Source organism: Kribbella sp. NBC_00359, from assembly GCF_036097425.1.
Lineage (GTDB): Bacteria > Actinomycetota > Actinomycetes > Propionibacteriales > Kribbellaceae > Kribbella.
In genome coordinates this window covers 6,084,429-6,107,084 of sequence record NZ_CP107975.1, presented here as the reverse complement: position 1 = coordinate 6,107,084, position 22,656 = coordinate 6,084,429, and the positions used below count along the sequence as shown (strand labels likewise).

Genomic DNA, 22,656 nt, shown 5'->3' with positions numbered 1-22,656 from the left:
TCTACCTCACGGGCGTCAGGACGTGCGTGGTCAGGGGATGGTGGCAGGCGACCGCATGCAGGCCGTCAGAGGGTTTCAGCACTGGCACCTCCGCGGCACAGCGCTCGGTCGCGAGCGGGCACCGGGTCCGGAAGTGGCAGCCGCTCGGCGGATCGATGGCCGACGGCAACTCTCCGCCGAGTCCGGCCGAACGGACAGCCGCCTCCCGGTTCTTCGCCGACTCCGGCACCGGGATCGCCTTGATCAGCCCGGCCGTGTACGGGTGGCGCGGTGCGCTGTGGACGTCCTCGCCGGCTCCGAGCTCGACGAGCCGGCCGAGGTACATCACGCCGATCCGGTCGGCCAGGTACTTCAGCAGCGACAGATCGTGCGAGATGACCACGTACGTCTGGCCGTACCGCTCCTGCAGCGACCGCATCAGGTTGAGGATCTGCGCCTGGACCGAGACGTCCAGCGCGGACACCGGCTCGTCCGCGACGATCACCTTCGGCCGGAGCGCCAGCGCCCGGGCCATCGCGATCCGCTGCCGCTGGCCACCCGAGAACTCGTGCGGATACCGCTCGGCCGCCTCGGGTGGCAGTCCGACCGCCGCCAGCAGTTCGGCCACGGTACGGCGTCGTTCGCGCCGGGTGCCGACTCCCTGCGCCACCAGCGGCTCCGCGATCAGCGCGGCAACGGTCATCCGTGGGTCGAGCGCGGCAGCCGAGTCCTGGAACATCATCTGCAGATCACGGCGGCGCTTCCGGAATCCGGTCCGGCTCTGCGCCGACAGGTCCCGGCCGTCGAAGCTGACGGATCCGCTGGTCGGCTGTTCCAGGCCGACCAGCATTCGCCCGAGGGTGGTCTTGCCGCAGCCCGACTCACCGACGATGCCCAGTGTCTCCCCGGCCGCGATGGTCAGCGTCACGCCCGACACCGCTTGCACCGCCCGCGACGCGGCGAAAGGCCGCTTCGAGCGCACCCCGAACCGCTTGTGCACATCGAAGAGCTGCACCAGCGAATCGGTGCCGCGCGGCTCCCAGGCATCCCGGGCGCCGGCGACCGCGGCAGCGGCCCGAGTACGTCCATCGGCCGGATGGAAGCAGGCGTGCCGGTGATCCCCGCCGATCGGGGACGGATCAGTACTGCGGCAGTCGTCCTGCGCAAACGCACACCGCGGCGCGAACCGGCACCCCGGCGCCAGGTCGAGCAGGTTCGGCGGGCTGCCGGGAATCGTGGCCAGCTCCGCGTTCCGGTCGAGTTCCAAGGTCGGCATCGCCGCGAGCAACGCCTCGGTGTACCGATGGCGCGGCGCCTCGAACAACTCCCGTACGCCGCTCTGCTCGACCACCTGTCCGCCGTACATGACGGCGACCCGATCGGCATACTCGGCGATCACCCCCATGTCGTGGGTGATCAGCAGGACGCCCATCGACAGCTGCGACTTCAGGTCGTCGATCAAGGTCAGGATCTGGGCCTGGATCGAGACGTCCAGTGCGGTCGTCGGCTCGTCGGCGATCAGCAGCTTCGGATCGCACATCAGGCCGAGCGCGATCATCACACGTTGCCGCATCCCGCCGGACAGCTGATGGGGGTAGTCGTCGAGCCGCTCGCGCGGCCGCGGCATCCCCACCAGTCCGAGCACCTCCGTCGCCCGGGCCGTCGCCGCGGCGCGGCCACTGTCGACGTGGATCCGGTACGCCTCTCGCAACTGACTGCCGACCGTCCGGACGGGGTTCAGCGAGGTCATCGGGTCCTGGAAGATCATCGCCAGCTCGCTGCCGCGCACCTTGCGCATGGCCGGCTCGTCCAGTTCGGTCAGCTCGCGGCCGTCCAGCCGGATCGAGCCGCCGGCGATCGACCCACCGGGTGGCAGCAGCCGCATGATCGACATCCCGGTCATCGTCTTGCCGGACCCGGACTCCCCCACCACTCCGAGGGTCTCCCCGGCCTCGACGGCAAAGCTCACCCCGTCGACAGGACAGATCCGGCCTTGTGCGGTGTCGATCTCGGTCCGCAGTCCGGTCACCTCAAGCAGCCTCATCTGCGATGTCACCTCCATGACGGGACAGCCGGACGGCGAGCCGGCGGAAGCTCCGCCCGAATCTGATCCCGGACCGCGGATCCAGGACCCGCATCAGGTGATCGCCGGAGAAGTTCGCGAGCAGGATGGTCGCCATGATCGCGAGCCCGGGAAAGGTCGACAGCCACCAGGCGTCGGCCAGATTGGTCGCGCCGGCCGCCAGGTCACTCCCCCAGTCCGGCGCCGGCAGCCGGACACCGAGACCGAGGAAGCTCAGCGTGGTGGCGGTCAGGACGCCCCAGCCGATCGCGCTGCTGCCGAGCACGACCACCTCGGTCAGCAGATTGGGCAGCAGGTGCCGCCACGAGGTGCGTAGCGTGGTGGAGCCGAACACCCGGGCCGCCTCGACGTACTCGGCCCGGCGGAGCCGACGGACCGAGGACTCGACCACCCGGGCGAAACCGGGGGTGAACGCGACCCCGATCGCCAGCACGATGCTGCGGACCCCCGATCCGGCGGTGGCGATCAGGATCAACGCGATCAGCAGTACCGGCAGGGCGAGGAACACGTCCACCAGCCGCATCACCACGGCGTTGAGCGGGCGCGGAGCCACGCCGCCCAGTACGCCGATCGCGACACCGGCCGCGGTGGCGAGAAGCACTCCCAGGAAACTCGCGACGAGCACCGGACGTGCGCCGTACACGGTGCGGCTGTAGACATCCCGGCCGAGCAGATCGGTACCGAACAGATGGCTGCCGCTGGGTCCCTCGAGGTGCGCGTCGCTCGTCGCGACCGGGTCGACGTGAGCCAGCAGGCCGGGCGCGATCAGCAGGAGGAGCACCAGCAGGACGGCGAGACTCAGCGCTGCCCACTTGAGCCGGCTCATGCGGCGGCCTCCTGCCGGGTGCGTGGGTCGATGGCACCGACGATCAGGTCCACACCCAGATTGATCACCACGTAGGCGATCCCGATCACGACCACAGCGCCCTGGACGACCGGGATGTTCTTGCTGGTGATCGAGGTGGCCAGGAAGCTCCCCAGCCCGGCCCGGCCGAAGATCACCTCGGTGATGGCGGCGCCGGTCAGGATGTTGCCGAACTGCAGGCCGATCGTGGTCACCGCCGGCACCGAGGAGTTCCGCAGTACGTGCCGCAGGAGCACCCGCAGCTCATCACTGCCACGCGCCCGGGCAGACTTCACGTAGTCGCTGCGCAGCTCGTCGATCACGCGGCCGCGGACGAGTCTGGTCAGGATCGCCGCGTAGCCCCAGCCCAGCGAGACCGCCGGCAGCACGAGGCTCTTCGCGGTGCCGTCGTCGATCGCGGACAGCAGGTGCAGCTTGACGCTGAACACCAGCACGAGCAGCAGGGCGAGGAAGAAGTACGGCACCGCGACCCCCGCGAACGAGATCCACCGCGCCGCGGTGTCCAGGATCGAGCCGGGACGCATCCCCGCGACCAGTCCCAGCGGTACGCCGACCAGCACTGCCACCAGCATCGAGGTCGCGGTCAGGATCAGCGTGCTCGGAGCCCGGGACAACAACTCGTGGCTGACCGCGGTCTGGGTCAGGAACGACGTACCCAGGTTGCCGTGCACCAGGTTGATCGCGAAGTCGGCGTACTGCCGCCACAACGGATCGTCGAGTCCGAGTTGCCGGCGCAGCGTGGCAATCTGCTCCGGCGACGCGTTCGCGCCGTACAGGATCACTTTGGCCGGATCACCCGGTACGACGTGCACCAGGACGAACGCGATCAGGGTGATGCCGATGACGACCGGGATCGCCGCGCCCAGCCGTCGCAGCACGAACAGCGCCATCAGCCGAGCGTGGCGCTGTGGAACGCCAGGTAGCCGTTCAGGGTCTGGTGCAGGTCCTTGACCTTCGGCGACAGCGTGAACGCCCCGGCCACGTCCCACAGCGGCAGATACATCGAGTCCTGCATCAGCTTCGCGCCGACCTGTTCGTACAGGCCGTTGCGGGTGGCGTCGGCGGCGGTCGCGTTCGCCGTGGCGATCAGCTTGTCCACCGCCGGGTTGGCGTAGTGCGACCAGTTGAAGCCGGACTGGATCGCGTTCGAGTTGACCCAGATGTTGAGGAGGTAGGGGTCCGCGCCGTAGTAGCCGAAGGAGCCCAGGTTGTGCGCGCCGGAGTTGAAGCTTGCCTGCGCCGTCGCGAACGGCTGTACTCCGGTGTTCGCGCTGAACCCCACCTTCTGCAGCTCCGACACCACGAACTGCGTCGGCAACTCCAGCCCGCCACCGCTGAACAAGATGATGTCGAGGTTCAGTTTCTTGCCGTTCTTGGTCCGGGTCCCGCCGTCGCCGACCGTCCAGCCGGCCTGGTCGAGCAGCTTACCGGCCTTGTCCGGGTCGTAGGAGTAGGTCTTGCTCGCCGCCTCGCTGAAACCCGGCGTGATCGGGGTCAGGACGTTGTGCGCCGGCTTGTACACGTCATACAGGACGTTCTTCACGAGCGCGTCCTGGTCGACGGCGTACATGATCGCCTGCCGCACCAGTGGGTCGTCGGTCGGCGGTTTGGTCACGTTGATCGGCATCCCCAGTGGCGTGCCGATGGACGGCACCAGCAGTCCCTGGTACTTGCCGGACTTCTGCGCCGCGGAGAAGTTGTTGGGCGGCAGGTTCATCGCGATCTGCAACTGCCCGCTCTGCAAGGCGTTGTAGCGGCCGCTGTCATCGGTGACGATCCGGAAGATCAGCTTGTCGAGCTTGGCCGGGCCGTCGCCCAGGGCCTTCGGACCCCAGGTGTACTTCGGGTTCTTCAGCAGCGTCAGCTGGCTACCGGCCTGGTAGCTCTGGAAGCTGAACGGCCCGGTCCCGACGGGATTGTTCCCGAAACCGGTCGGCCCGTACTTCGCCAGCGCGGTCGGTGAGGAGATGCCGAAGTTGCCGGCCGCCTGCTGGTGCAGGAACGACGCGTTCGGCGCCGTGAAGACGATCTGCACGGTGTAGTCGTCGAGGATCTTCGTCTCCTTGTACGGCCCGAGCGCACCAAGACCGCTCTTGGACTTGGTCTTCGGGTCGACCACGTGGTCGTACGTCGCTTTGACCGCCTTCGCGTCGAACGTCGTCCCGTCGTGGAACGTCACGCCCTTGCGCAGCTTGAAGGTGTACACCGAGGCGTCGGGCGAGATCGTCCACGACTCCGCCAGGCCGGGGTGGAAGGCGCTGCCACCCTTTCCGTCGGGCAACCAGTAGACCAGCGGGTCGAACAGCGCGAACGAGATCAGCAACGTGAGCGCGAGGCCGGTGGCGCCCGGGTCGAGAGTGTCGGGGGTGGCGTTGATCCCCATCGTCAACGTGCCACCACCGGCGGAGGTGGCCGCGGACGAGGTGCTGTCACCGCAGGCCGTGAGCATCGGGGCGAGGCCGATCCCGGCGGCCAGCCCGCCGCCCAGGCCGAGCAGCCTGCGGCGGGAGATGTGACCTGGAAGCGTGAGGTTCATGGAACGTGCTCCTTGGGCAGGCAGGAGAAGACTATTCCGTATGTTGTATACGGCTTCTGCTACGCGCATGTTTCAGCCCAGGCACGCGATGGTTTCAGAAGTGCCGATTCGTATACAGAATGGTCAGATCACGCTGGGTTGCGGTGCGGGCTGACGGGCTCCAGGTAGGGCCGGAGCGCGTTGCGGACGCTGAGCACGTGGTGGCGGGCGGCCGCTTCGGCCAGGTCGGCGTCACCCGCGGCGATCGCCGCGATCAACCCGTGGTGCTCGGCCCAGGCGGCCGGGTTCTGTAATGGGGCGCTCTGCCGCAACAACCACTGACCACGCTTGACCATCGGGATCGCGAGGGCGATCAGGTAGTCGTTCCTGGTCAGTTCGAAGATGAGCGAGTGCAGTTCGGTGTGCAGCGTGGACAGGGCGTCGAGATCCTGATCCGGCCCGGACTCGCCGACCAGGTCGAGAATGGCCCAAGCCCTTGCGATCAAGGCGGTTTCGGGGTTCTCGACCGACGCCGCCAGCCGGGCGCCCAGCGGCTCGAGGGCGATCCGGACGTGGAACAGGTCCTCGGCTTGCTGAGCCGACAACTTGGCCACGAAGGCACCCCGCCGTGCTGTCACGTCGAGGAACCCCTCGGCCTCGAGCACCCGCATCGCCTCCCGGATCGGGTTGCGGGACACCCCCAACTGCTGGGCGAGCCGGTCCTCGACCAGGCGCTCACCCGGCGGCAGTGAGCCGTCCAGGATGAGGCGTCGCAACTCCGCGGCGACCACGTCGCGCAGTGGCCGATGGCCGTCGCCGACGAGAACCGGGTTCGTGGTCACCCGGTTCATCGTATACGAAAGCGATGGGAGCGCTCTGACCCCGGCACCCGGACCCTGCGCTAGTCGCCCTTCTTCTCGGGCTTGGCGTCGACGCCGGCCTCCTTGCGCTGCTCCGGCGTGATCGGCGCCGGCGCGGCGGTCAGCGGGTCGAACCCGCCGCCGGACTTCGGGAACGCGATCACGTCGCGGATCGACTCGGTGCCGGCCAGCAGTGCGGTGATCCGGTCCCAGCCGAACGCGATCCCGCCGTGCGGCGGCGCGCCGAACTTGAACGCGTCGAGCAGGAACCCGAACTTCTCCGTGGCCTCCTCGTCGGTCAGACCCATCACCTTGAAGACCCGCTTCTGCACGTCCTCGCGGTGGATACGGATCGATCCACCACCGATCTCGTTGCCGTTGCAGACGATGTCGTAGGCGTACGCCAGCGCCGACCCCGGATCGGTGTCGAACGTCTCCAGCGAATCCGGCTTCGGCGACGTGAAGGCATGGTGTACGGCGGTCCACGCGCCGGACCCCACTGCGACGTCACCGGCGGCGGTCGCCTCGTCGGCCGGCTCGAACAGCGGCGCGTCGACGACCCACACGAACGACCAGGCCGACTCGTCGATCAGCCCGCCGCGGCGGCCGATCTCCAGCCGGGCCGCGCCGAGCAGCGCCCGCGACGACTTCACCGGACCGGCAGCGAAGAAGATGCAGTCCCCCGGCTTCGCGCCGACGTGGTCGGCGATTCCCGCACGCTCTTCGTCCGACAGGTTCTTGGCGACCGGACCGCCCAGCTCACCGTCCTGGCCGACAAGCACATAGGCCAGACCACGCGCACCGCGCTGCTTGGCCCAGTCCTGCCACGCGTCCAGTTGCTTCCGCGGCTGGTCGGCGCCACCCGGCATCACGACGGCACCGACGTACGGCGCCTGGAACACCCGGAACGGCGTGTTCTTGAAGTACTCCGTGCACTCCACCAGTTCGAGGCCCATCCGCAGATCCGGCTTGTCGCTGCCGAACCGCGCCATCGCCTCGGCGTACGTCATCCGCGGGATCGGCGTCTGCACGTCGTACCCGACGAGCTTCCACAGCGCGGTCAGGATCTCCTCGGACAGCGCGATGATGTCGTCCTGGTCGACGAAGCTCATCTCGATGTCGAGCTGGGTGAACTCCGGCTGCCGGTCGGCGCGGAAGTCCTCGTCGCGGTAGCAGCGGGCGATCTGGTAGTACCGCTCCATCCCGGCCACCATCAGCAGCTGCTTGAACAGCTGCGGCGACTGCGGCAGCGCGTACCACGAGCCAGGCTGCAGCCGGGCCGGGACCAGGAAGTCCCGCGCGCCTTCCGGCGTCGACTTGGTCAGCGTCGGCGTCTCGATCTCGACGAAGTCGTGGTTCGCGAGCACCTCCCGGGCCGCGCGGTTCACCTGGCTGCGCAGGCGGAGCGCCGAACCGGGACCCTGGCGGCGAAGGTCGAGGTACCGGTACTTCAGCCGGACCTCCTCGTTCACCGGCGTCGTGTGGTGCTCCTCGACCGGGAACGGCAGCGGGGCGGACTCGTTCAGCACCTCGACCTCGGTGGCGAGGACCTCGATCTCGCCGGTCGGCAGGTTCGGGTTCGCGTTGCCCTCCGGGCGGAGAGCGACCTCGCCGACGATCTTCAGGCAGTACTCCGCGCGCAGCTCGTGCGCGGCGTCCTCATCCCGGATGACGACCTGTGCGGTGCCGGTGGAGTCACGCAGGTCGAGGAACGCCACGCCGCCGTGATCGCGTCGCCGCGCCACCCAGCCCGCCAGAATCACGACTTGGCCGGCGTTCTCCGCGCGCAACGAGCCTGCGGAATGGGTACGGATCACGAGTTCTCCTGAAGGGTGTCGATCTGAGGTCGTACGTCGGCCGCCGGAGGCGTCCAGGTGGCCGGGTCGGCGGGCACCTGCTCGCCGCTGCGGATGTCCTTCATCTCCGGGCCGTTCTCGGTGCTGAAGAGCACGAACGGGATCCCACGCCGGTCCGCGAACCGGATCTGCTTGCCGAACTTCGCCGCCGCCGGCGCCACCTCGACCGGGATCCCCCGGCTCCGCAGCTGCGCGGCCGTCCGCATCGCGTCGGCGCGGTCCTCCTCGGCGTTCAACGCGACCAGCACGGCGGTCGGCGTACTGCGGCTGCCCTGGAGCAGACCCTGGCTGACCAGCCGGTGCACCAGCCGGGACACACCGATCGAGATCCCGACGCCCGGGTACGTCGTCTTGCCGTCGGAGGCGAGCGAGTCGTACCGCCCACCGCCTCCCACCGAGCCGAACGACTCCTGGCCGACCAGGTAGATCTCGTAGACCGCGCCGGTGTAGTAGTCCAGGCCGCGGGCGATCCGCAGGTCGGCCATCAGCAGACCGGGCGCGTGCTCGGCGGCCGCGGCCATCACCTGGCTCAGCTGCTCGAGGCCCTCGTCCAGCGTCGGGTGCTCGACACCGAGCGCGCGGACCTGGTCGGCGAACGACGTGTCCGTGCTGGAGATGTCGGCCAGTTGCACCGCGAGCCGAGCCTGCTTGTCGGTCGCGCCGGCCTCGATCAGGCGCTCGACCACCTTCTCCGGACCGATCTTGTCGATCTTGTCGACGATCCGCAGCACCGTGGTCACGTCGTCCAGGCCCAGTCCGCGGTAGAACCCCTCGGGGATCTTGCGGTTGTTCACCTTGATCACGAACTCCGGCACCGGCAGCTTGCGCAGCGCGTCCGCGATCACCAGCGGGAGCTCGACCTCGTAGTGCGTCGGCAGCTCGCCGCTGTCGACGATGTCGATGTCCGCCTGGGTGAACTCGCGGTAGCGGCCCTCCTGCGGGCGCTCACCCCGCCAGACCTTCTGGATCTGGTAGCGGCGGAACGGGAAGACCAGCTTCCCGCTGTGCTCCAGCACGTAACGGGCGAACGGCACGGTCAGGTCGAAGTGCAGCCCGAGCGCCGCGTCCTCGTCGGCTCCGGCGGCCAGGCGCCGTACGCCGTAGATCTCCTTGTCGGCGTCCTCGCCCTGGTTGGACAGGCGCTCGACCGGCTCCACCGCGCGGGTCTCGATCGACGCGAACCCGTGCAGCTCGAACGTCTCCCGGATCACGTCGAGGAACCGCTGCTCGACGATCCGGTCCTGCGGAAGGAATTCGGGGAACCCGCTGAGTGGGGTCACCTTGCTCATATCGGTTGAATCTCCAGGTCCTGCAAGTAGGGGTTGGTCGCCTTCTCCCGGCCGATCGTGGTCTGGCCACCATGACCCGGCAGGACGACGATCTCGTCGTGCATCGGCAGGATCTTGGTGGCCAAGGTATGCAGCATCGCCGGATGGTCGCCCCCAGGCAGATCCGTCCGGCCGATCGACCCGGCGAACAACACGTCACCGGAGAAAAGAACCGCGGGCACGTCTTCCGGCCCGTCGTACGGCGTGGTGAACGTGACCGACCCTCTGGTGTGGCCAGGGGTGTGGTCGACGGTGAAGGTCAGGCCGGCGAGTTCGAGGCTCCGGCCGTCGGTGAGCTCGGCGACGTCGTCCGGCTCGGCGAACTCGTGCGTCCCGCCGAGCAGCATCCGCGCCGTTTCCGGGCTGAGCCCGGCCATCGGGTCCGACAGCAGATGCCGGTCGTCGGGGTGGATCCAGGCGGTGGCGTCGTACGTCCCGCAGACCGGGAGTACGGAAAACATGTGGTCGATGTGACCGTGTGTGAGCAGCACGGCGATGGGTTTGAGCTTGTTCTCCCGGACCACCCGCTCGACGCCGGTGGTCGCGTCCTGACCGGGGTCGATGACGATGCATTCCGCGCCCTGGCCGGTGGCGACGACGTAGCAGTTCGTACCCCACGAACCCGCGGGGAACCCGGCGATGAGCACGACAGACCTTCCTGAAACGGTTCCGGACCACCCAAGGCTACCGGTGCGCGGGCGGTGAGTTCGAACCGGATTGTGACGCAACACCGTTGCGTCACGGCTGGGAGTTTGTGATTGTTCAGGGATAAGCGTCGGGACAGCGCCCGACGCGCCCAGGCGGACCCTGTTCGCGCGGATGGACCGGGGACTGACCAGAATGGGCACGAGCGCAGTGCATACCGCCGGAAGGGGCGAGTTGTGGCCGGAGAGAGTTGGGGCCGGGTAGCTGAGGACGGAACGGTCTTCGTACGGACCAAGGACGGTGAGCGGGCGGTCGGCCAGTGGCCGGACGCGAACCCCGAGGAGGCCCTCGCCTTCTACACCCGCCGGTACGACGCGCTGGCGTTCGAGGTGGAGCTGCTGGAGCAGCGGGTCCAGGCGGGCACGGTGTCGCCGGACGACGCGCGAGCCGCGGTGAAGAAGGTGACCAGCTCGATCGACGAGGCGCAGGCGGTCGGCGACCTCGACGGCCTGCGGTCCCGGCTGGAGGCGCTCACCCCGCTGGTCGCCCAGCAGCGCGAGAAGCGCAAGGCCGAGCGGGCTGCGAAGGTCGAGGAGGCGCGCTCCGCCAAGACCAAGATCGCCACCGAGGCCGAGACCATCGCGGCCGGCACCGACTGGCGGCACGGCGTGACCCGGCTGCGCGAACTGCTCGACGAGTGGAAGGCACTCCCCCGGCTCGACAAGTCCAGCGACGACGAGCTGTGGCACCGGTTCTCCTCCGCGCGGACGACGTACACCCGGCACCGCAAGCAGCATTTTGCCGAGCTCTCCTCCAAGCGTGAGGAAGCCGCTGTGGTGAAGGAGCGGCTCGCAGCGGAGGCGGAGACGCTCGCGTCGTCGTCCGACTGGGGTCCGACGTCGGGGCGCTTCCGGGACCTGATGCGGCAGTGGAAGGCCGCCGGTCCGGCGCCGCGCGAGGTGGACGACAAGCTGTGGGCGCGTTTCCGGGCCGCCCAGGACACTTTCTTCGGCGCACGGGACGCCGTACAGGCGGAGGAGAACGCCGAGCAGGTGGAGAACCTCCAGGCCAAGGAGACGCTCCTGGTCGAAATCGAGGCCATCCTGCCGGTCGAGGACGCCAAGGTCGCCCGTGAGCAGCTCCGCGAGCTGCTGGACCGCTGGGACCAGATCGGCAAGGTCCCGCGCGACTCGATGCGCGCCATCGACTCCCGCCTGCGTGCCGTGGAGCAGGCCGTGAAGGCCGCCGAGGACGAGGTCTGGAACCGCAGCAACCCCGAGGCTCGCGCCCGCGCCGAAGCCACGGTCAAGCAGCTCCAGTCCCTCATCGCCGACCTGGAGAAGCAGGCCGCCAAGGCCGAGTCCCAAGGCAACGCCCGCAAGGCCAACGAGGCCCGCGAAGCCATCGCCGCCCGCCGCGAATGGCTGACCCAAGCCCAAAACGCCCTCACCGACTTCAGCTAACCCTGTGGATAACCCCCAGCACCCTTAGACGAACATCAGCCATCCTGCTGGGATGTTCGAGTACGACCTGCCGTACTACTTCGCCGGGCTGCCCTTCACGGCCCGTCAAGTGCCGCGCAAACTCGCCTGGCTGCTGGCTCGCGGCGAAATCCGCCAATACCTGAAAGGCGTCTACCTCGACGTCCGGGTGCGGGACTCACCCCAGTTGCGAGCCGACGCCCTGCGCCTGGTCGTCCCACGAGACGCCGTCGTGTGCGGCCGAGCGGCCGCGTGGCTCCACGGCATCGACACCACGGCGTTGGGTCCCGAGGACCTGATGCAGGCCCAGTGGACCCGCCAGGTGGTCGACCTCGACGTTGTCGAGGTCGACGGGCTCCAGGTCACCAGCCCCGCCGCCACCGCACTCGCGCTGGCGATGCAACTGCCGCGGCCCTTCGCCCTCTCCGCCGTGGACGCCTTCCTGCGCTCCGGCCGCGCTGACCGCTGGGCGCTGCGCTCCGCCTCCGCTGCCTACGAAGGCCGCCCCGGCTACCGCCAGAGCCAAGACATCCTCCACTACGCCGACCGTCGCGCCGCCTCACCCGCCGAGTCCTGGTTGCGGTTGCGGCTCCTCGACGCCGGCTTCGGCCGTCCCGACCTCCAGATCCGCGTAGACGGCCCATCCCGCACCTACCGCCTGGACCTCGGCTACCCCGACCGCCCCATCGACGGCCGCCGCATAGGCCTCGAATACGACAGCGACCAATGGCACTCGACCGCCAGACAACAACGACGAGACGAAACCCGCCGCACCGACCTGGACACCCTCGGCTGGCACGTCATCTCAGTGCGCCGCCCCGACCTCTGGGGCTCCTACCCCGCGCTAGAACTCGCCGTCGGCGCCTTCCTCTGCCAACACCCCCGCCTCCCCCGCCGCTGGTAGACGGGGACGCCGCGCGTGCCGCTCGTTGACGTGCAGCGCCCGCCGCACCGACTGAGCTGTGCGGCGGGCGCGGCCTAGCCGTCAGTTGGCGGTTGCCGGCCTCTTCTGCGCACGGTGGCGGATAACGATGAGCGCCAGCAGGAGGACCGCGCCTGCCACTGCACCTGTGGCCGGGAGGATCAGGTCGTTGTAGGTGTCCGCGGGTGCGGTGGCGGTGGGGTCGTAGCCACCGGCGGTGCCTTGGTTGGCGTAGTGGGTGCCGGGGAGCTTGTCGGAGTAGCGGGTGGAGACGAGGTCCTGGTAGGCGGCGACGGTGATGGGGGCGATGCCGATGGATTTGGTGGCGGCGGGGTTGAGGGGGCGGATCTTGGTGCCGGTGAGGGCGTACCAGGCGCCGATCTGGGGCTCGGTGAAGACGAGGGCGCCACGGGCTGCGGTGCTCATGCGGGCTTCGGTGTTGCCGCTGGCCACGTTCACCGGCTGCCACGTGCCGGTGGCCGCGTCGGGGGCGGTGAAGACGGTCAGCGACTGATCACCTTTGGTGGCGGTGGTTGCGGCGTACCAGAAGGTTGCCACGGGCGCCGAGGCGTCGCGGACGAAGGCGGGGTTGAGGGCGTAGATCGCGTGGGTGTCCGGCGCGACGGTGAGTTTGCCCGCGGTCTTCGCGGAGTTCGTGGTGGCGAGTTTGCCGAGCAGGCGGAGGGCGGTCGGTGACTGAGCCGCGGTGGTTGCCTTGGACAACTCGGTGGCGGAGACCGGTTGCGGGGTCGCCGCAGTCGCAGCACCGGCGAAGGTCATCAGCAGCCCGAGACCGACGGCCAGTACGGCGGCGCAGCGGAGCAGGATGTTCTTGGGACGGGGCATGGTCAGGCTCCGATCCGGTACAGGGAGTGGGTCCAGATGAACTGGGAGTTCGACCGGTACCAGTTGTAGGTCGAGTAGTTGTAGCGCGGGTCGTCCGGCCAGGGGTTGTAGTACTCGATCGTGGCGTCGGACGAGTCGTACCCGATGATGTCCATCATGTGACCGCCGCCCGACGTCCAGCCGATCCGCGTCATCACCGGGCGCCCGGCCGCGATCTCGGCGACGAGGGTGCTGAAGCTGAGCGTGGACGAGACGTAGCTGCCGGCGCTGATCCCGATCGAGCGGAAGGCCTGCTGGTCGTTGGCCAGCGTGGCCTGGTTGTTCGGGCAGGTCGCGTTCTGACTGTTGCCGAAGGCCAGGTTGCAGAACTGGTTCTGCGAGTACGCGCGTCCGTAGAACGCCGCGATGCTGTTGCCGCTCGCCGCCCAGCACCAGTTCGACTTCTGCTGGGACTGCCCGGTGACGTTCAGGTAGTAGCTGCCGGGCGCGGCCGACGCCGGCGGCGCGAGCGTTGCCAGCGTGGCCAGTCCGAGGATCGTTGCCAGCAGCAATGACCAGGAGCGGCGGGGGCGGAGCCTGCTCATGGAGCCTCCTTCGATGGGTGGTGGGTGTCCATCGTCGGGACCCGGCCGGACCCCGGCAAGAACCGGCGTACGGCGGCACCGCCCGCTGTGAACGCGAAACCGCCGTGAACAGCGGGTGACGAGCCAGTTCCGGACCGTGCTGTGAATGTTTACACTGAGCCGCGGACCGCCATTCCTAGGAGCGCCACCATGATCGAGTCGTCGGTGCCGGCTGTGACTCCTGAGACGTCGTTCGCCGAGGCCCTGCGGCAGGCGATCGCGCGCCGCGGCCTCGCCCTGAACCGGATCCGCACCCACCTCGCCGACCGCGGCCTGCAGGTCGGCGTCGCCACGCTCAGCACGTGGCAGAGCGGCCGCCGCATCCCTCGCGACGACTCACTGGCCGTCATCACCGCGCTCGAGGAGCTCCTGCAGCTCCCCACCGGCTGGCTGACGGTCCGCATCCCACCCGCCCGCAGCGAGCCGGCCTGCTCCGCGCACCCGTACGCCGTCGTCGACTACGCCGTGGCTCTGACCGAACTGCTCGATCGGCTCCGCCGCGACGCCCACGGTCGCCTGCGCAACGTGACCGTGCTCGAGGAGCTCCACCTCGGCCCCGACCGGAGCGGCCACCGAAGACGCGTGACCCAGAGCGTCGTCGCAGTACAACCAGTGGATCGCCTGATCATCGCCGCCCAGGGCGAGCCGGGCTGTGACGTCGACCAGCTCGCGCTGCGCGCGGTGAGCGGCTGCCGGACCGGCCGGATCGCACGCCATCCCGACACCGGCGCGATGCTCGGCGAACTCCTGCTCGACCGCATGCTCGCAGTCGGCGACACCGCCGTCGTGCACTACGACATCGAGGACCGGACCGGCCTACCGGCGATGGACTATCAGCGGTTCAACGAGTGGGGCGGCTCCCACTACGTGCTCGAGGTGCAGTTCGATCGGGCCGCCCTGCCAGTCCGGGTGCACGAGTTCCGCCGGCGCCACACCAGTGGTCCCGACCTCGTCCGGCGCGACCTGATGCTCACTCCCGACGGCCGAGCGCACGTCGTGGAGCCATCCACCGATCCGGGTACGGTCGGCATCGCGTGGGAGTGGGACTGACGCTCAGCTCTGGAAGCCGGCGTGCACGTGGTCGTGGTGGGTCTGGTCGGAGAAGAACGCCGCACCGGACAGCTGGTACGGCCCGCCGACGTTGTACGAGCCGAGCGACTCCGCCGCCCGCATGTACGACGTGATCAGCGACCGTGAGGTGCTCGGGGCAACGACCGGGTGACCGTCGATCTGCCAGGTGTCGAACGCGCGCCCGCGCGGGTGATCACTCGGCCGGTTCGTGCCGAAGACATCCAGTGGATGACCGGAGCGGATCACACTGATCCCGATCCGGTACGTCGTGGCGAGCTGCAGCATCGTAGTGAGCACGCTGCCATGCACCTGCCCCGACCTGATGTCGGCCGCGGATGCCGGCGGCAACGAGATCCGATCGCTCGCCAGCACCTGCCGCGCCGCCGCCGACACCCGCGCGGCCGCCGCTCCAGGCTGCGCCGGATGCGTCGCCGTCACCCGCCAACTCCCCCGCGACTTGCTCAGCCGTACGTCGACCGTCGTACCACCGCTGACCACATGCCCATCGCTGATCGTGTACACCCGGCACGGCACCAGCACACTCGCCGAGTCACTCAGGATCCCGCCGTACTGCGCGTCGATCACGTCGACCACCGACCGCGTCCCAGCCGGCCGCAGCAGCTTCACCACAGCCGCCACCGCCACCGCCTTGGCCTCGGGCTGAATCTCCCCGGACCCAGGTGTCCACGCCCGCACCGAAGGCAGCGCGACCGTGGGAGTAGCGGCCGGCGCACTAGACGTCCGCGACGGACTCGGCACCGTCGGCGTACTCGACGTACCCGGTGCACTCGGCGTCCCGGCCGGACTCGAGGCGACCGAACTGCTCGGCCCACTATCGGCCGAGGATCCACTACACCCGGCCAGCAACCCAGCACCCGCGATCAACAGTCCGCGACGTCCAAGTCGACCTGACGAGCTCATACTCGCAGTCTCCCCCGGCCCTCAAGCGCAGCCAGGGTCAGCTGGGCGACCAACTGGTCTCCCGCGCCCACCGCTCGGCGCCCGCGATCAGCACCTGCGTCGCCGGTGCCTTGATCTGCCCGTAGTCCGCCCAGTCGGTCACGCTGACCGCCAGCCGCTGCTTGAACGCTCCCCACCCGACCCGCGCCGCCTCGTCGGCGCGCAGGTAGTCCCGGAAGAGCAACGCGTACCGAGCGTTCGGTCCACCCGCGATCCGGAAATGGATGTTGGACGACCGAGCGCCCACCGGTGGTGCGAAGACACGCTTGCGGCTCTCCGTGCCGCTGGAGACCTCGAGAACGTTCCACGGCTCCGTCCTCAACCGGAAGCCCAGCCCTTCCATCGTTTCGACCAGCCCATCGTCGTCCAGGTCGGCAGTCCGCACCTGCACGTCGATGCAGTCCTTGGCCGGCAGACCGGGCACCGAGGTGGATCCGACATGATCCACCGCCACCGCCCGATGGCCCAGCGCCGCAGCCAACTTCCCGGCGATCACCTCGAACTCGTCCGGCCACCCCGGCTGATAGTCGACAACTGAAACCGCCGCGTGGATCTCATCAGGAAACGGCACCGGGCCAGCTTGCCGAGCACCACCGCTGGTGTCGATCGAGTTATTGCGTGACGCGGTAGACGTCGAAGACGCCTTCGACGGAGCGGACGGCCTTCAGGACATGGCCGAGGTGGGTCGGGTCGCCCATTTCGAAGGTGAAGCGGGACTTGGCGATGCGGTCGCGGGTGGTGGTGAGGGCCGCGGACAGGATGTTCACGTGGTAGTCCGACAGCACCCGGGTGATGTCCGAGAGCAGGCGGGCCCGGTCCAGTGCCTCGACCTGGATCGCGACCAGGAAGACCGACTGAGCGGTCGGCGCCCACTCGACCTCGACGATGCGCTCCGGCTGGGTCTGCAGGTTCTCGACGTTGGCGCAGTCCGCCCGGTGCACCGACACCCCGGCGCCCCTTGTGATCCAGCCGATGATCTCGTCGCCCGGCACCGGCGTACAACATCGGGCCAGCTTCGACAGCACGTCCGTCGCGCCCTTGACGATCACACCGGCGTCGCCGCGAGCCGTCCGCTTCCGGCGCTCCCGACTGGCCGGCAGCCGCACGCCCTCGGACAGATCCTCGGCCGCGCCCTCCTCACCGCCGTACGTCTCGATCAGACGCCGTACGACGGCCTGTGCGCTGACGTGGCTCTCGCCGACCGCGGCGTACAGACCGGTGACGTCCGGATAGCGCAGCGAGTTGGCGACCGCGGTGAGCGTCTCGTGCGAGAGCAGGCGCTGCAGCGGCAGGCCCTCCTTGCGGAGCTGCTTGGCGATCGCGTCCTTGCCGTGCTCGATCGCCTCGTCGCGGCGCTCCTTCGAGAACCAGTGCTTGATCTTGTTCCGCGCGCGCGGGCTCTTGACGAACGTCAGCCAGTCGCGCGACGGACCGGCGCCCTGCGCCTTCGAGGTGAAGACCTCGACGACGTCACCGTTCTCGAGGGTGCTCTCCAGCGGCACGAGCCGGCCGTTGACCCGGGCGCCGATGCAGCGGTGCCCGACCTCGGTGTGGATCGCGTACGCGAAGTCGACCGGCGACGACCCCGTCGGCAGCGACATCACGTCGCCGCGCGGGGTGAAGACATACACCTCGGAGTTGTTGATCTCGAACCGCAGCGAATCGAGGAACTCCGACGGGTCGGAGGTCTCCCGCTGCCAGTCGACGAGCTGCCGCACCCAGGGCATCTCGTTCGGCCCGCCGATCTCGGTGCTCGGCGCACCGGCCACGTCCGGCGCGGCCGTCGTCGGGTCTTCCTTGTACTTCCAGTGCGCGGCGATGCCGTACTCCGCCCGGCGGTGCATCGAGAACGACCGGATCTGCAGCTCCACCGGCTTGCCCTGCGGGCCGATCACGGTGGTGTGCAGCGACTGGTACATGTTGAACTTCGGCATCGCGATGTAGTCCTTGAACCGGCCGGGCACCGGGTTCCACCGCGCGTGCAGTATGCCGAGCGCGGCGTAGCAGTCCCGGACCGACTCGACCAGCACGCGGATGCCGACCAGGTCGTAGATGTCGCCGAACTCCCGGCCGCGGACGATCATCTTCTGGTAGATCGAGTAGTAGTGCTTCGGCCGGCCGGTGACGGTCGCCTTCACCTTGGCTCCGCGCAGGTCCTCGTGCACCTGGTCGATGACCGAGGCGAGGTACTCGTCCCGGGACGGCGCGCGCTCGGCGACCAGCCGGACGATCTCGTCGTACACCTTCGGGTGCAGGGTCGAGAAGGACAGGTCCTCGAGCTCCCACTTGATCGTGTTCATACCCAGCCGGTGCGCCAGCGGGGCGTAGATCTCGAGGGTCTCGCGGGCGATCCGCTCCTGCTTCTCCTGCCGCAGGAAGCCGAGCGTGCGCATGTTGTGCAGCCGGTCGGCGAGCTTGATCACCAGCACCCGGATGTCCTTGGCCATCGCGACGACCATCTTGCGGATCGTCTCGGCCTGCGCGGACTCGCCGTACTTGACCTTGTCCAGCTTGGTGACGCCGTCGACCAGCATTGCGATCTCTTCGCCGAAGTCGCGCGTCAGGTCCGCGACCGTGTACGGCGTGTCCTCGACGGTGTCGTGCAGCAGCGCTGCGCACAGGGTCGGCGCGGTCATACCGAGCTCGGCCAGGATGGTGGCGACCGCGAGCGGGTGCGTGATGTACGCGTCACCGCTCTTGCGCAGCTGGCCGGTGTGGTACTTCTCCGCGGTCCGGTAGGCGCGCTCGATCATGCCGAGGTCGGCCTTCGGGTGGGTCGCACGGACGACCCGGAACAGCGGCTCGAGCATCGGCGCGCGGTTCGGGTGCCTGGTGCCGCCGAGGCGGGCGAGCCGGGCCCGAACGCGGGCGGGTGCGATCCGGGGCGGTTGGGCGGCAGGCGGCGACACGGGCGCCGGGCGCACGGGTGTGGGCGCGCGCGGGGGCTCCTGCGGTACCACGTTCGGCACCGCCGATGTCATCGCCGGGTCTTCGCCCACGTTGTGTCCCTCCGCCGACAGACCACCAGTCTAGGGGGCGACGGCCAACGGGGCAGAAACACCCTGTGGACAACACGCCGGGTAGAGCAACTGATTCAAACCGTGACGAGGGCGGTCAACTGCTCGTCGGCGAGGCGTTTGCGGCCCGGCAGGAAGGAAAGTTCCAGCAGGACCGCCGTCCCCAGCACCTCGGCGCCGCAGCGGCGAATCAGCCGCAGACACGCCTCGACCGTGCCGCCGGTGGCCAGGACGTCGTCGATCACGAGCACCCGCTCCCCCGGCGCGAACGCGTCCTGATGCACCTCGATGGTCGCCTCGCCGTACTCCAGTGCGTACGACTCCTCGTACGTCGCAGCCGGCAACTTGCCCTTCTTCCGCACCGGCACGAACCCGGCGCCGAGGGCGAGCGCGACCGGGGCGGCCAGGATGAACCCGCGCGCCTCGATCCCGACCACCTTGTCGACCACCGGGTTCCCGTCGTCGTCCTTCCCGGAGGCGGCCAGCGCCTCGACCACCTGGGCGAACCCGCTGTGGTCGGCCAGCAGCGGGGTGATGTCCTTGAACACCACCCCCGCCTGCGGGTAGTCCGGGATGTCGCGGATGCCGTCGGACAGGACCTGCTCGAGCGACCGCATCACTTACCGCGCTTCGACCGCGGCTTGCGCGTCGGCTGCGGCCGGCCGGCCGCTGTCGCCTTCATCGGGCGTGCCGCCGGCGTCGGCGCCGTACCTGCCGGCCGGTCCTTCTTGCGCGGCGTGTCCTGGACGGACCGCGCGGCGGCCGCACCCGCAGCCGCACCAGCACCCGCGGGCGCCACCGCGACCGGAGCACCCGCGCTCGCCGCCTGGGCCCGCCTGGCCATGATCCGGCGGCGCAGTGCCTGCATGCCCGGCTCGCGCTCCTTGAAGGTCGCGAGCAGCGCCGGCGCGATGAAGATCGACGAGTACGCACCGACCGCGACACCCACGAACAGCGCCAGCGACAGGTCCTTGAGCGGCCCGGTCCCCAGCACCACGGTGCCGACGACGAGGATCGAGGCGATCGGCAGCAACGCGGTCACCGTGGTGTTGATCGACCGTACGACGGTCTGGTTGACGGCCAGGTTGGTCGCCTCGGAGTAGGTGTAGCGGGTGTTCCCGGTGATACCCCGGGTGTTCTCCCGCACCTTGTCGAACACGACGACGGTGTCGTACAGCGAGTATCCGAGGATCGTCAGTACGCCGATCACCGTGGCAGGCGTGACATCGAAACCGACCAGCGCATACACGCCGACCGTGATGGTCACGTCATGCATCAGCGCGATGATCGCGGCCGCTGAGGCCTTGGGTTCTCGGAAGTAGGCCCAGATCACCAGGAACACCAGGCCGAGGAACACACCCAGCGCCCAGATCGCCTTGTCCGCGATCTGCTTGCCCCAGGACGCGCCGATCTGCTGTGAGGTCACCTGCTCGATCGGGATCCCGGCCTGCTTGGCGATCGCGGCACGGACCTTCGCAATGTCGTCCTGCGCCAGCGGCTTGGTCTGCACCCGCACCTTGTCGGAGCCGATGGTGGTCACGACCGGGTCGCCGAGATCCTTGGCATTCGTCGCCTTCACCACGTTCGTGAAGTCGTCGACGGTGCTACCGGTGACCTTGACGTTCGCCTGGTACTCGACGCCGCCCTTGAACTCGATGCCGAGCGCCAGGCCCCGGGCGAACAGGCCGACCAGCGACACGACGATCAGGGCCAGGGAGATGCCGAACCAGAGCTTGCGATGACCGATGAAGTCGTACGAGACCTCACCGCGGTGCAGCTTGGCACCCAGCTGTCCGAGCTTCGACATCAGACCTCCCCTCCAACCGGCTTGGGCCTCGACGACGGCTTGGCAGGCCGGGACGACGGTTTCGTCTGACCCGGCAGCCGCTCGACACCGAGATGTTCGGGATCCAGACCGGACATCTTGTGGCCGTGACCGAAGAATTCGGTCCGGGCCAGCAGCGTGACCAGCGGCTTGGTGAACATGAACACGATCAGCAGGTCGAGCAGCGTGGTCAGGCCGAGCGTGAACGCGAAGCCCTTCACACTGCCGATCGCCAGGACGTAGAGCACCGCCGCGGCGAGCAGCGAGATCGAGTCGGCCGCGATGATCGTGTGCTTGGCCCGGGCCCACCCGGTCTCCACCGAGGAGCGCAGGCTGCGGCCCTCACGCACCTCGTCGCGGAGTCGTTCGAAGTAGATGATGAACGAGTCCGCGGTGATACCGACCGCCACGATCAGACCGGCGATGCCGGCCAAGGTCAGAGTGAACCCGATCGCATGGCCGAGCAGACAGACGAGCTGGTACGTCAGGATGCCCGCGATCCCCAGCGACGCCACCACCACGATCCCCAGCCCGCGGTAGTACAGGAAGCAGAACAGGACGACCAGGATGAGGCCGATGATGCCGGCCCAGATGCCCGCGGTCAGCTGGTCACCACCGAGCTGCGGCGACACGGTCTCGACCGAGGAGATGTCGAACGAGACCGGCAGGGCGCCGTACTTCAGCACGTTCGCCAGGTCCCGCGCCTCGGCCTCGGTGAAGGTGCCGGTGATCTGCGCCTGGCCGCCCGGGATCGGGTTCTCCACGCTCGGCGTCGAGATCGTCACCCCGTCGAGCACGATCGCGAAGAGGTTCTGGCCCTGGCCGCGCTGGGAGATGTTCGTGGTGGCCTTGAGGAACTTGTCGCCGCCCTCGCCGGTAAACTTCAGGTTCACCTGCCACTGGAAGCCGCCCTGCGGGATGCCCGCGCTGGCGTCGGCCAGGTCGGTGCCCTTCAGGATCGCCGGGCCGAGCAGGTACTTGTACTGCTGGTTGCGGTCACAGGAGAACTGCGGCAGGTTCGGGTCCTGCGTCTGCGGGTCACCGCACTTGTACGCCGCGAACGCGGCCTGCGTCGCCGCGTCCGGGGTGTAGGTCAACGGGTCGCCGGTGTTCGTCGCAGGCGCCGTCGGTGTAGCGGCCGGCGTACTCGGCTTGGCAGTCGGCGTCGTGCTCGGCTTCGGAGTCGGCGTGGCCTCACCGAGCGCGCTGGTCCAGGCCCGGCCCTTCGGGGTGGTGCTCGGCTTGACCGTGGTGCTGGGCTTCACCGTCGTACTGGGCTTCGGCGTCGTGCTCGGCTTCGGCGTCCCGGACGGGGTCGGCGTCGGTGTCGCCGCCGGCGCGAGCGCCTGGGCGTCGTACACGATCCGGAAGTAGAGCAGCGCGGTCTGGCCGACCTGCTTCACCAGCGCGTCCTGCGTGGCGCCCGGGACGGCCACGTTGATGTGGTTTCCGCCGGAGGTGGTGATGTCGGCCTCCGCGACACCCGCGCCGTTGACCCGCTGAGAGATGATGTTCTTCGCCTCGTTCAGCTGATCGGCGGTCACCGAACCGCTGCCGGCGACCGGCTTCGCGGTCAGCGTGATGGTGGTGCCACCGCGCAGGTCCAGGCCGAGCTTGGGCTTCCAGGTGTTGGTCAGCGCCATGATCCCGAACAGCAGGACCACGATGACCGCCAGGGCGATCAAGTTCCGCCAGGGCCGGGATGTCGTCGTCGTTGCCACGTCAGATTCAACCTTTGTGCTTCTGGGCGCGCCGCAACGTCGAGTGGACGCCGGGCGTC

At 68.9% G+C, this 22,656-nt stretch carries 19 protein-coding genes; 3 read left to right on the top strand and 16 right to left on the bottom strand.

Translation table 11 applies throughout. From position 1 onward, the window contains the following. Position 1 precedes the first annotated feature (1 nt). The 8 genes from OG876_RS29870 to OG876_RS29835 all read right to left on the bottom strand — a co-directional run bounded on the left by OG876_RS29870 (position 2) and on the right by OG876_RS29835 (position 10,133). Positions 2-2,023, bottom strand: coding sequence for an ABC transporter ATP-binding protein (locus OG876_RS29870; RefSeq protein WP_328519982.1), 2,022 nt, complete (start codon positions 2,021-2,023; stop codon positions 2-4). Then, positions 2,010-2,888, bottom strand: coding sequence for an ABC transporter permease (locus tag OG876_RS29865; RefSeq protein ID WP_328519981.1), 879 nt, complete (start codon positions 2,886-2,888; stop codon positions 2,010-2,012). Before OG876_RS29865 ends, OG876_RS29870 begins: the two co-directional genes overlap by 14 nt. Next, positions 2,885-3,817 (bottom strand): ABC transporter permease, encoded by a 933-nt coding sequence (locus OG876_RS29860; protein ID WP_328519980.1) that lies wholly within the window; start codon positions 3,815-3,817, stop codon positions 2,885-2,887. The genes OG876_RS29865 and OG876_RS29860 overlap by 4 nt, the downstream gene beginning before the upstream one ends. Beyond that, complete coding sequence (locus OG876_RS29855; protein ID WP_328519979.1) at positions 3,817-5,463, bottom strand: ABC transporter substrate-binding protein; 1,647 nt, start codon at positions 5,461-5,463, stop codon at positions 3,817-3,819. Before OG876_RS29855 ends, OG876_RS29860 begins: the two co-directional genes overlap by 1 nt. Before the next feature lie 128 nt (positions 5,464-5,591). Then, on the bottom strand, positions 5,592-6,284 hold the full coding sequence (locus tag OG876_RS29850; protein ID WP_328519978.1) for a GntR family transcriptional regulator: 693 nt from the start codon (positions 6,282-6,284) through the stop codon (positions 5,592-5,594). A gap of 59 nt (positions 6,285-6,343) precedes the next feature. Continuing rightward, positions 6,344-8,119: an aspartate--tRNA ligase gene (gene aspS / locus OG876_RS29845; protein WP_328519977.1), complete on the bottom strand. Its 1,776-nt coding sequence runs from the start codon at positions 8,117-8,119 to the stop codon at positions 6,344-6,346. Next, positions 8,116-9,447: a histidine--tRNA ligase gene (gene hisS / locus OG876_RS29840; protein ID WP_328519976.1), complete on the bottom strand. Its 1,332-nt coding sequence runs from the start codon at positions 9,445-9,447 to the stop codon at positions 8,116-8,118. The genes aspS and hisS overlap by 4 nt, the downstream gene beginning before the upstream one ends. After that, positions 9,444-10,133 carry an MBL fold metallo-hydrolase gene (locus tag OG876_RS29835; protein WP_328519975.1) on the bottom strand — a complete coding sequence of 230 codons (690 nt, stop codon included), beginning with the start codon at positions 10,131-10,133 and terminating at the stop codon, positions 9,444-9,446. Before OG876_RS29835 ends, hisS begins: the two co-directional genes overlap by 4 nt. Before the next feature lie 234 nt (positions 10,134-10,367). Between OG876_RS29835 and OG876_RS29830 the strand changes: the two genes are divergently transcribed. Both OG876_RS29830 and OG876_RS29825 read left to right on the top strand, forming a co-directional pair. Then, positions 10,368-11,594 carry a DUF349 domain-containing protein gene (locus OG876_RS29830; RefSeq protein ID WP_328519974.1) on the top strand — a complete coding sequence of 409 codons (1,227 nt, stop codon included), beginning with the start codon at positions 10,368-10,370 and terminating at the stop codon, positions 11,592-11,594. 52 nt (positions 11,595-11,646) lie between these two features. Beyond that, positions 11,647-12,516 (top strand): hypothetical protein, encoded by an 870-nt coding sequence (locus OG876_RS29825; protein WP_328519973.1) that lies wholly within the window; start codon positions 11,647-11,649, stop codon positions 12,514-12,516. 81 nt (positions 12,517-12,597) lie between these two features. Here the strand turns inward: OG876_RS29825 and OG876_RS29820 are convergent, their stop codons facing one another. Together OG876_RS29820 and OG876_RS29815 are read right to left on the bottom strand one after the other, a co-directional pair. Next, positions 12,598-13,380 carry a hypothetical protein gene (locus OG876_RS29820; RefSeq protein ID WP_328519972.1) on the bottom strand — a complete coding sequence of 261 codons (783 nt, stop codon included), beginning with the start codon at positions 13,378-13,380 and terminating at the stop codon, positions 12,598-12,600. A 2-nt stretch (positions 13,381-13,382) separates the two neighbouring features. Beyond that, positions 13,383-13,964, bottom strand: coding sequence for a papain-like cysteine protease family protein (locus OG876_RS29815; protein ID WP_328519971.1), 582 nt, complete (start codon positions 13,962-13,964; stop codon positions 13,383-13,385). 189 nt (positions 13,965-14,153) lie between these two features. Here OG876_RS29815 and OG876_RS29810 point away from each other — a divergent pair, with 189 nt between their 5' ends. Continuing rightward, positions 14,154-15,053 carry a hypothetical protein gene (locus OG876_RS29810; protein ID WP_328519970.1) on the top strand — a complete coding sequence of 300 codons (900 nt, stop codon included), beginning with the start codon at positions 14,154-14,156 and terminating at the stop codon, positions 15,051-15,053. A gap of 3 nt (positions 15,054-15,056) precedes the next feature. On the opposite strand, the gene OG876_RS29805 is transcribed toward OG876_RS29810, so the two are convergent. From OG876_RS29805 to secD, 6 genes are all read right to left on the bottom strand, one after another. Continuing rightward, the gene (locus OG876_RS29805; RefSeq protein ID WP_328519969.1) at positions 15,057-15,995 is read right to left on the bottom strand and encodes a hypothetical protein; all 939 of its coding nucleotides are present in this window, start codon (positions 15,993-15,995) and stop codon (positions 15,057-15,059) included. A 37-nt stretch (positions 15,996-16,032) separates the two neighbouring features. Further along, positions 16,033-16,605: a GrpB family protein gene (locus tag OG876_RS29800; RefSeq protein WP_328519968.1), complete on the bottom strand. Its 573-nt coding sequence runs from the start codon at positions 16,603-16,605 to the stop codon at positions 16,033-16,035. 40 nt (positions 16,606-16,645) lie between these two features. Next, on the bottom strand, positions 16,646-18,844 hold the full coding sequence (locus tag OG876_RS29795) for a RelA/SpoT family protein (protein WP_328526981.1): 2,199 nt from the start codon (positions 18,842-18,844) through the stop codon (positions 16,646-16,648). Between the two features lie 284 nt (positions 18,845-19,128). Continuing rightward, positions 19,129-19,668 (bottom strand): adenine phosphoribosyltransferase, encoded by a 540-nt coding sequence (locus OG876_RS29790; RefSeq protein ID WP_328519967.1) that lies wholly within the window; start codon positions 19,666-19,668, stop codon positions 19,129-19,131. Next, the gene (secF, locus tag OG876_RS29785) at positions 19,668-20,858 is read right to left on the bottom strand and encodes a protein translocase subunit SecF (RefSeq protein ID WP_328519966.1); all 1,191 of its coding nucleotides are present in this window, start codon (positions 20,856-20,858) and stop codon (positions 19,668-19,670) included. The genes OG876_RS29790 and secF overlap by 1 nt, the downstream gene beginning before the upstream one ends. Then, positions 20,858-22,558 carry a protein translocase subunit SecD gene (secD, locus tag OG876_RS29780; RefSeq protein WP_328526980.1) on the bottom strand — a complete coding sequence of 567 codons (1,701 nt, stop codon included), beginning with the start codon at positions 22,556-22,558 and terminating at the stop codon, positions 20,858-20,860. The genes secF and secD overlap by 1 nt, the downstream gene beginning before the upstream one ends. Between the last annotated feature and the right edge of the window lie 98 nt (positions 22,559-22,656).

What these genes read in the sequence shown, in the direction of transcription:
- OG876_RS29870 (WP_328519982.1), bottom strand. Translation starts at nt 2,023, where the DNA reads ATGAGGCTGCTTGAGGTGACCGGACTGCGGACCGAGATCGACACCGCA.
- OG876_RS29865 (WP_328519981.1), bottom strand. Translation starts at nt 2,888, where the DNA reads ATGAGCCGGCTCAAGTGGGCAGCGCTGAGTCTCGCCGTCCTGCTGGTG.
- OG876_RS29860 (WP_328519980.1), bottom strand. Translation starts at nt 3,817, where the DNA reads ATGGCGCTGTTCGTGCTGCGACGGCTGGGCGCGGCGATCCCGGTCGTC.
- OG876_RS29855 (WP_328519979.1), bottom strand. Translation starts at nt 5,463, where the DNA reads ATGAACCTCACGCTTCCAGGTCACATCTCCCGCCGCAGGCTGCTCGGC.
- hisS (WP_328519976.1), bottom strand. Translation starts at nt 9,447, where the DNA reads ATGAGCAAGGTGACCCCACTCAGCGGGTTCCCCGAATTCCTTCCGCAG.
- OG876_RS29825 (WP_328519973.1), top strand. Translation starts at nt 11,647, where the DNA reads ATGTTCGAGTACGACCTGCCGTACTACTTCGCCGGGCTGCCCTTCACG.
- OG876_RS29820 (WP_328519972.1), bottom strand. Translation starts at nt 13,380, where the DNA reads ATGCCCCGTCCCAAGAACATCCTGCTCCGCTGCGCCGCCGTACTGGCC.
- OG876_RS29815 (WP_328519971.1), bottom strand. Translation starts at nt 13,964, where the DNA reads ATGAGCAGGCTCCGCCCCCGCCGCTCCTGGTCATTGCTGCTGGCAACG.
- OG876_RS29810 (WP_328519970.1), top strand. Translation starts at nt 14,154, where the DNA reads ATGATCGAGTCGTCGGTGCCGGCTGTGACTCCTGAGACGTCGTTCGCC.
- OG876_RS29805 (WP_328519969.1), bottom strand. Translation starts at nt 15,995, where the DNA reads ATGAGCTCGTCAGGTCGACTTGGACGTCGCGGACTGTTGATCGCGGGT.
- OG876_RS29795 (WP_328526981.1), bottom strand. Translation starts at nt 18,844, where the DNA reads ATGCTCGAGCCGCTGTTCCGGGTCGTCCGTGCGACCCACCCGAAGGCC.
- OG876_RS29790 (WP_328519967.1), bottom strand. Translation starts at nt 19,668, where the DNA reads ATGCGGTCGCTCGAGCAGGTCCTGTCCGACGGCATCCGCGACATCCCG.
- secF (WP_328519966.1), bottom strand. Translation starts at nt 20,858, where the DNA reads ATGTCGAAGCTCGGACAGCTGGGTGCCAAGCTGCACCGCGGTGAGGTC.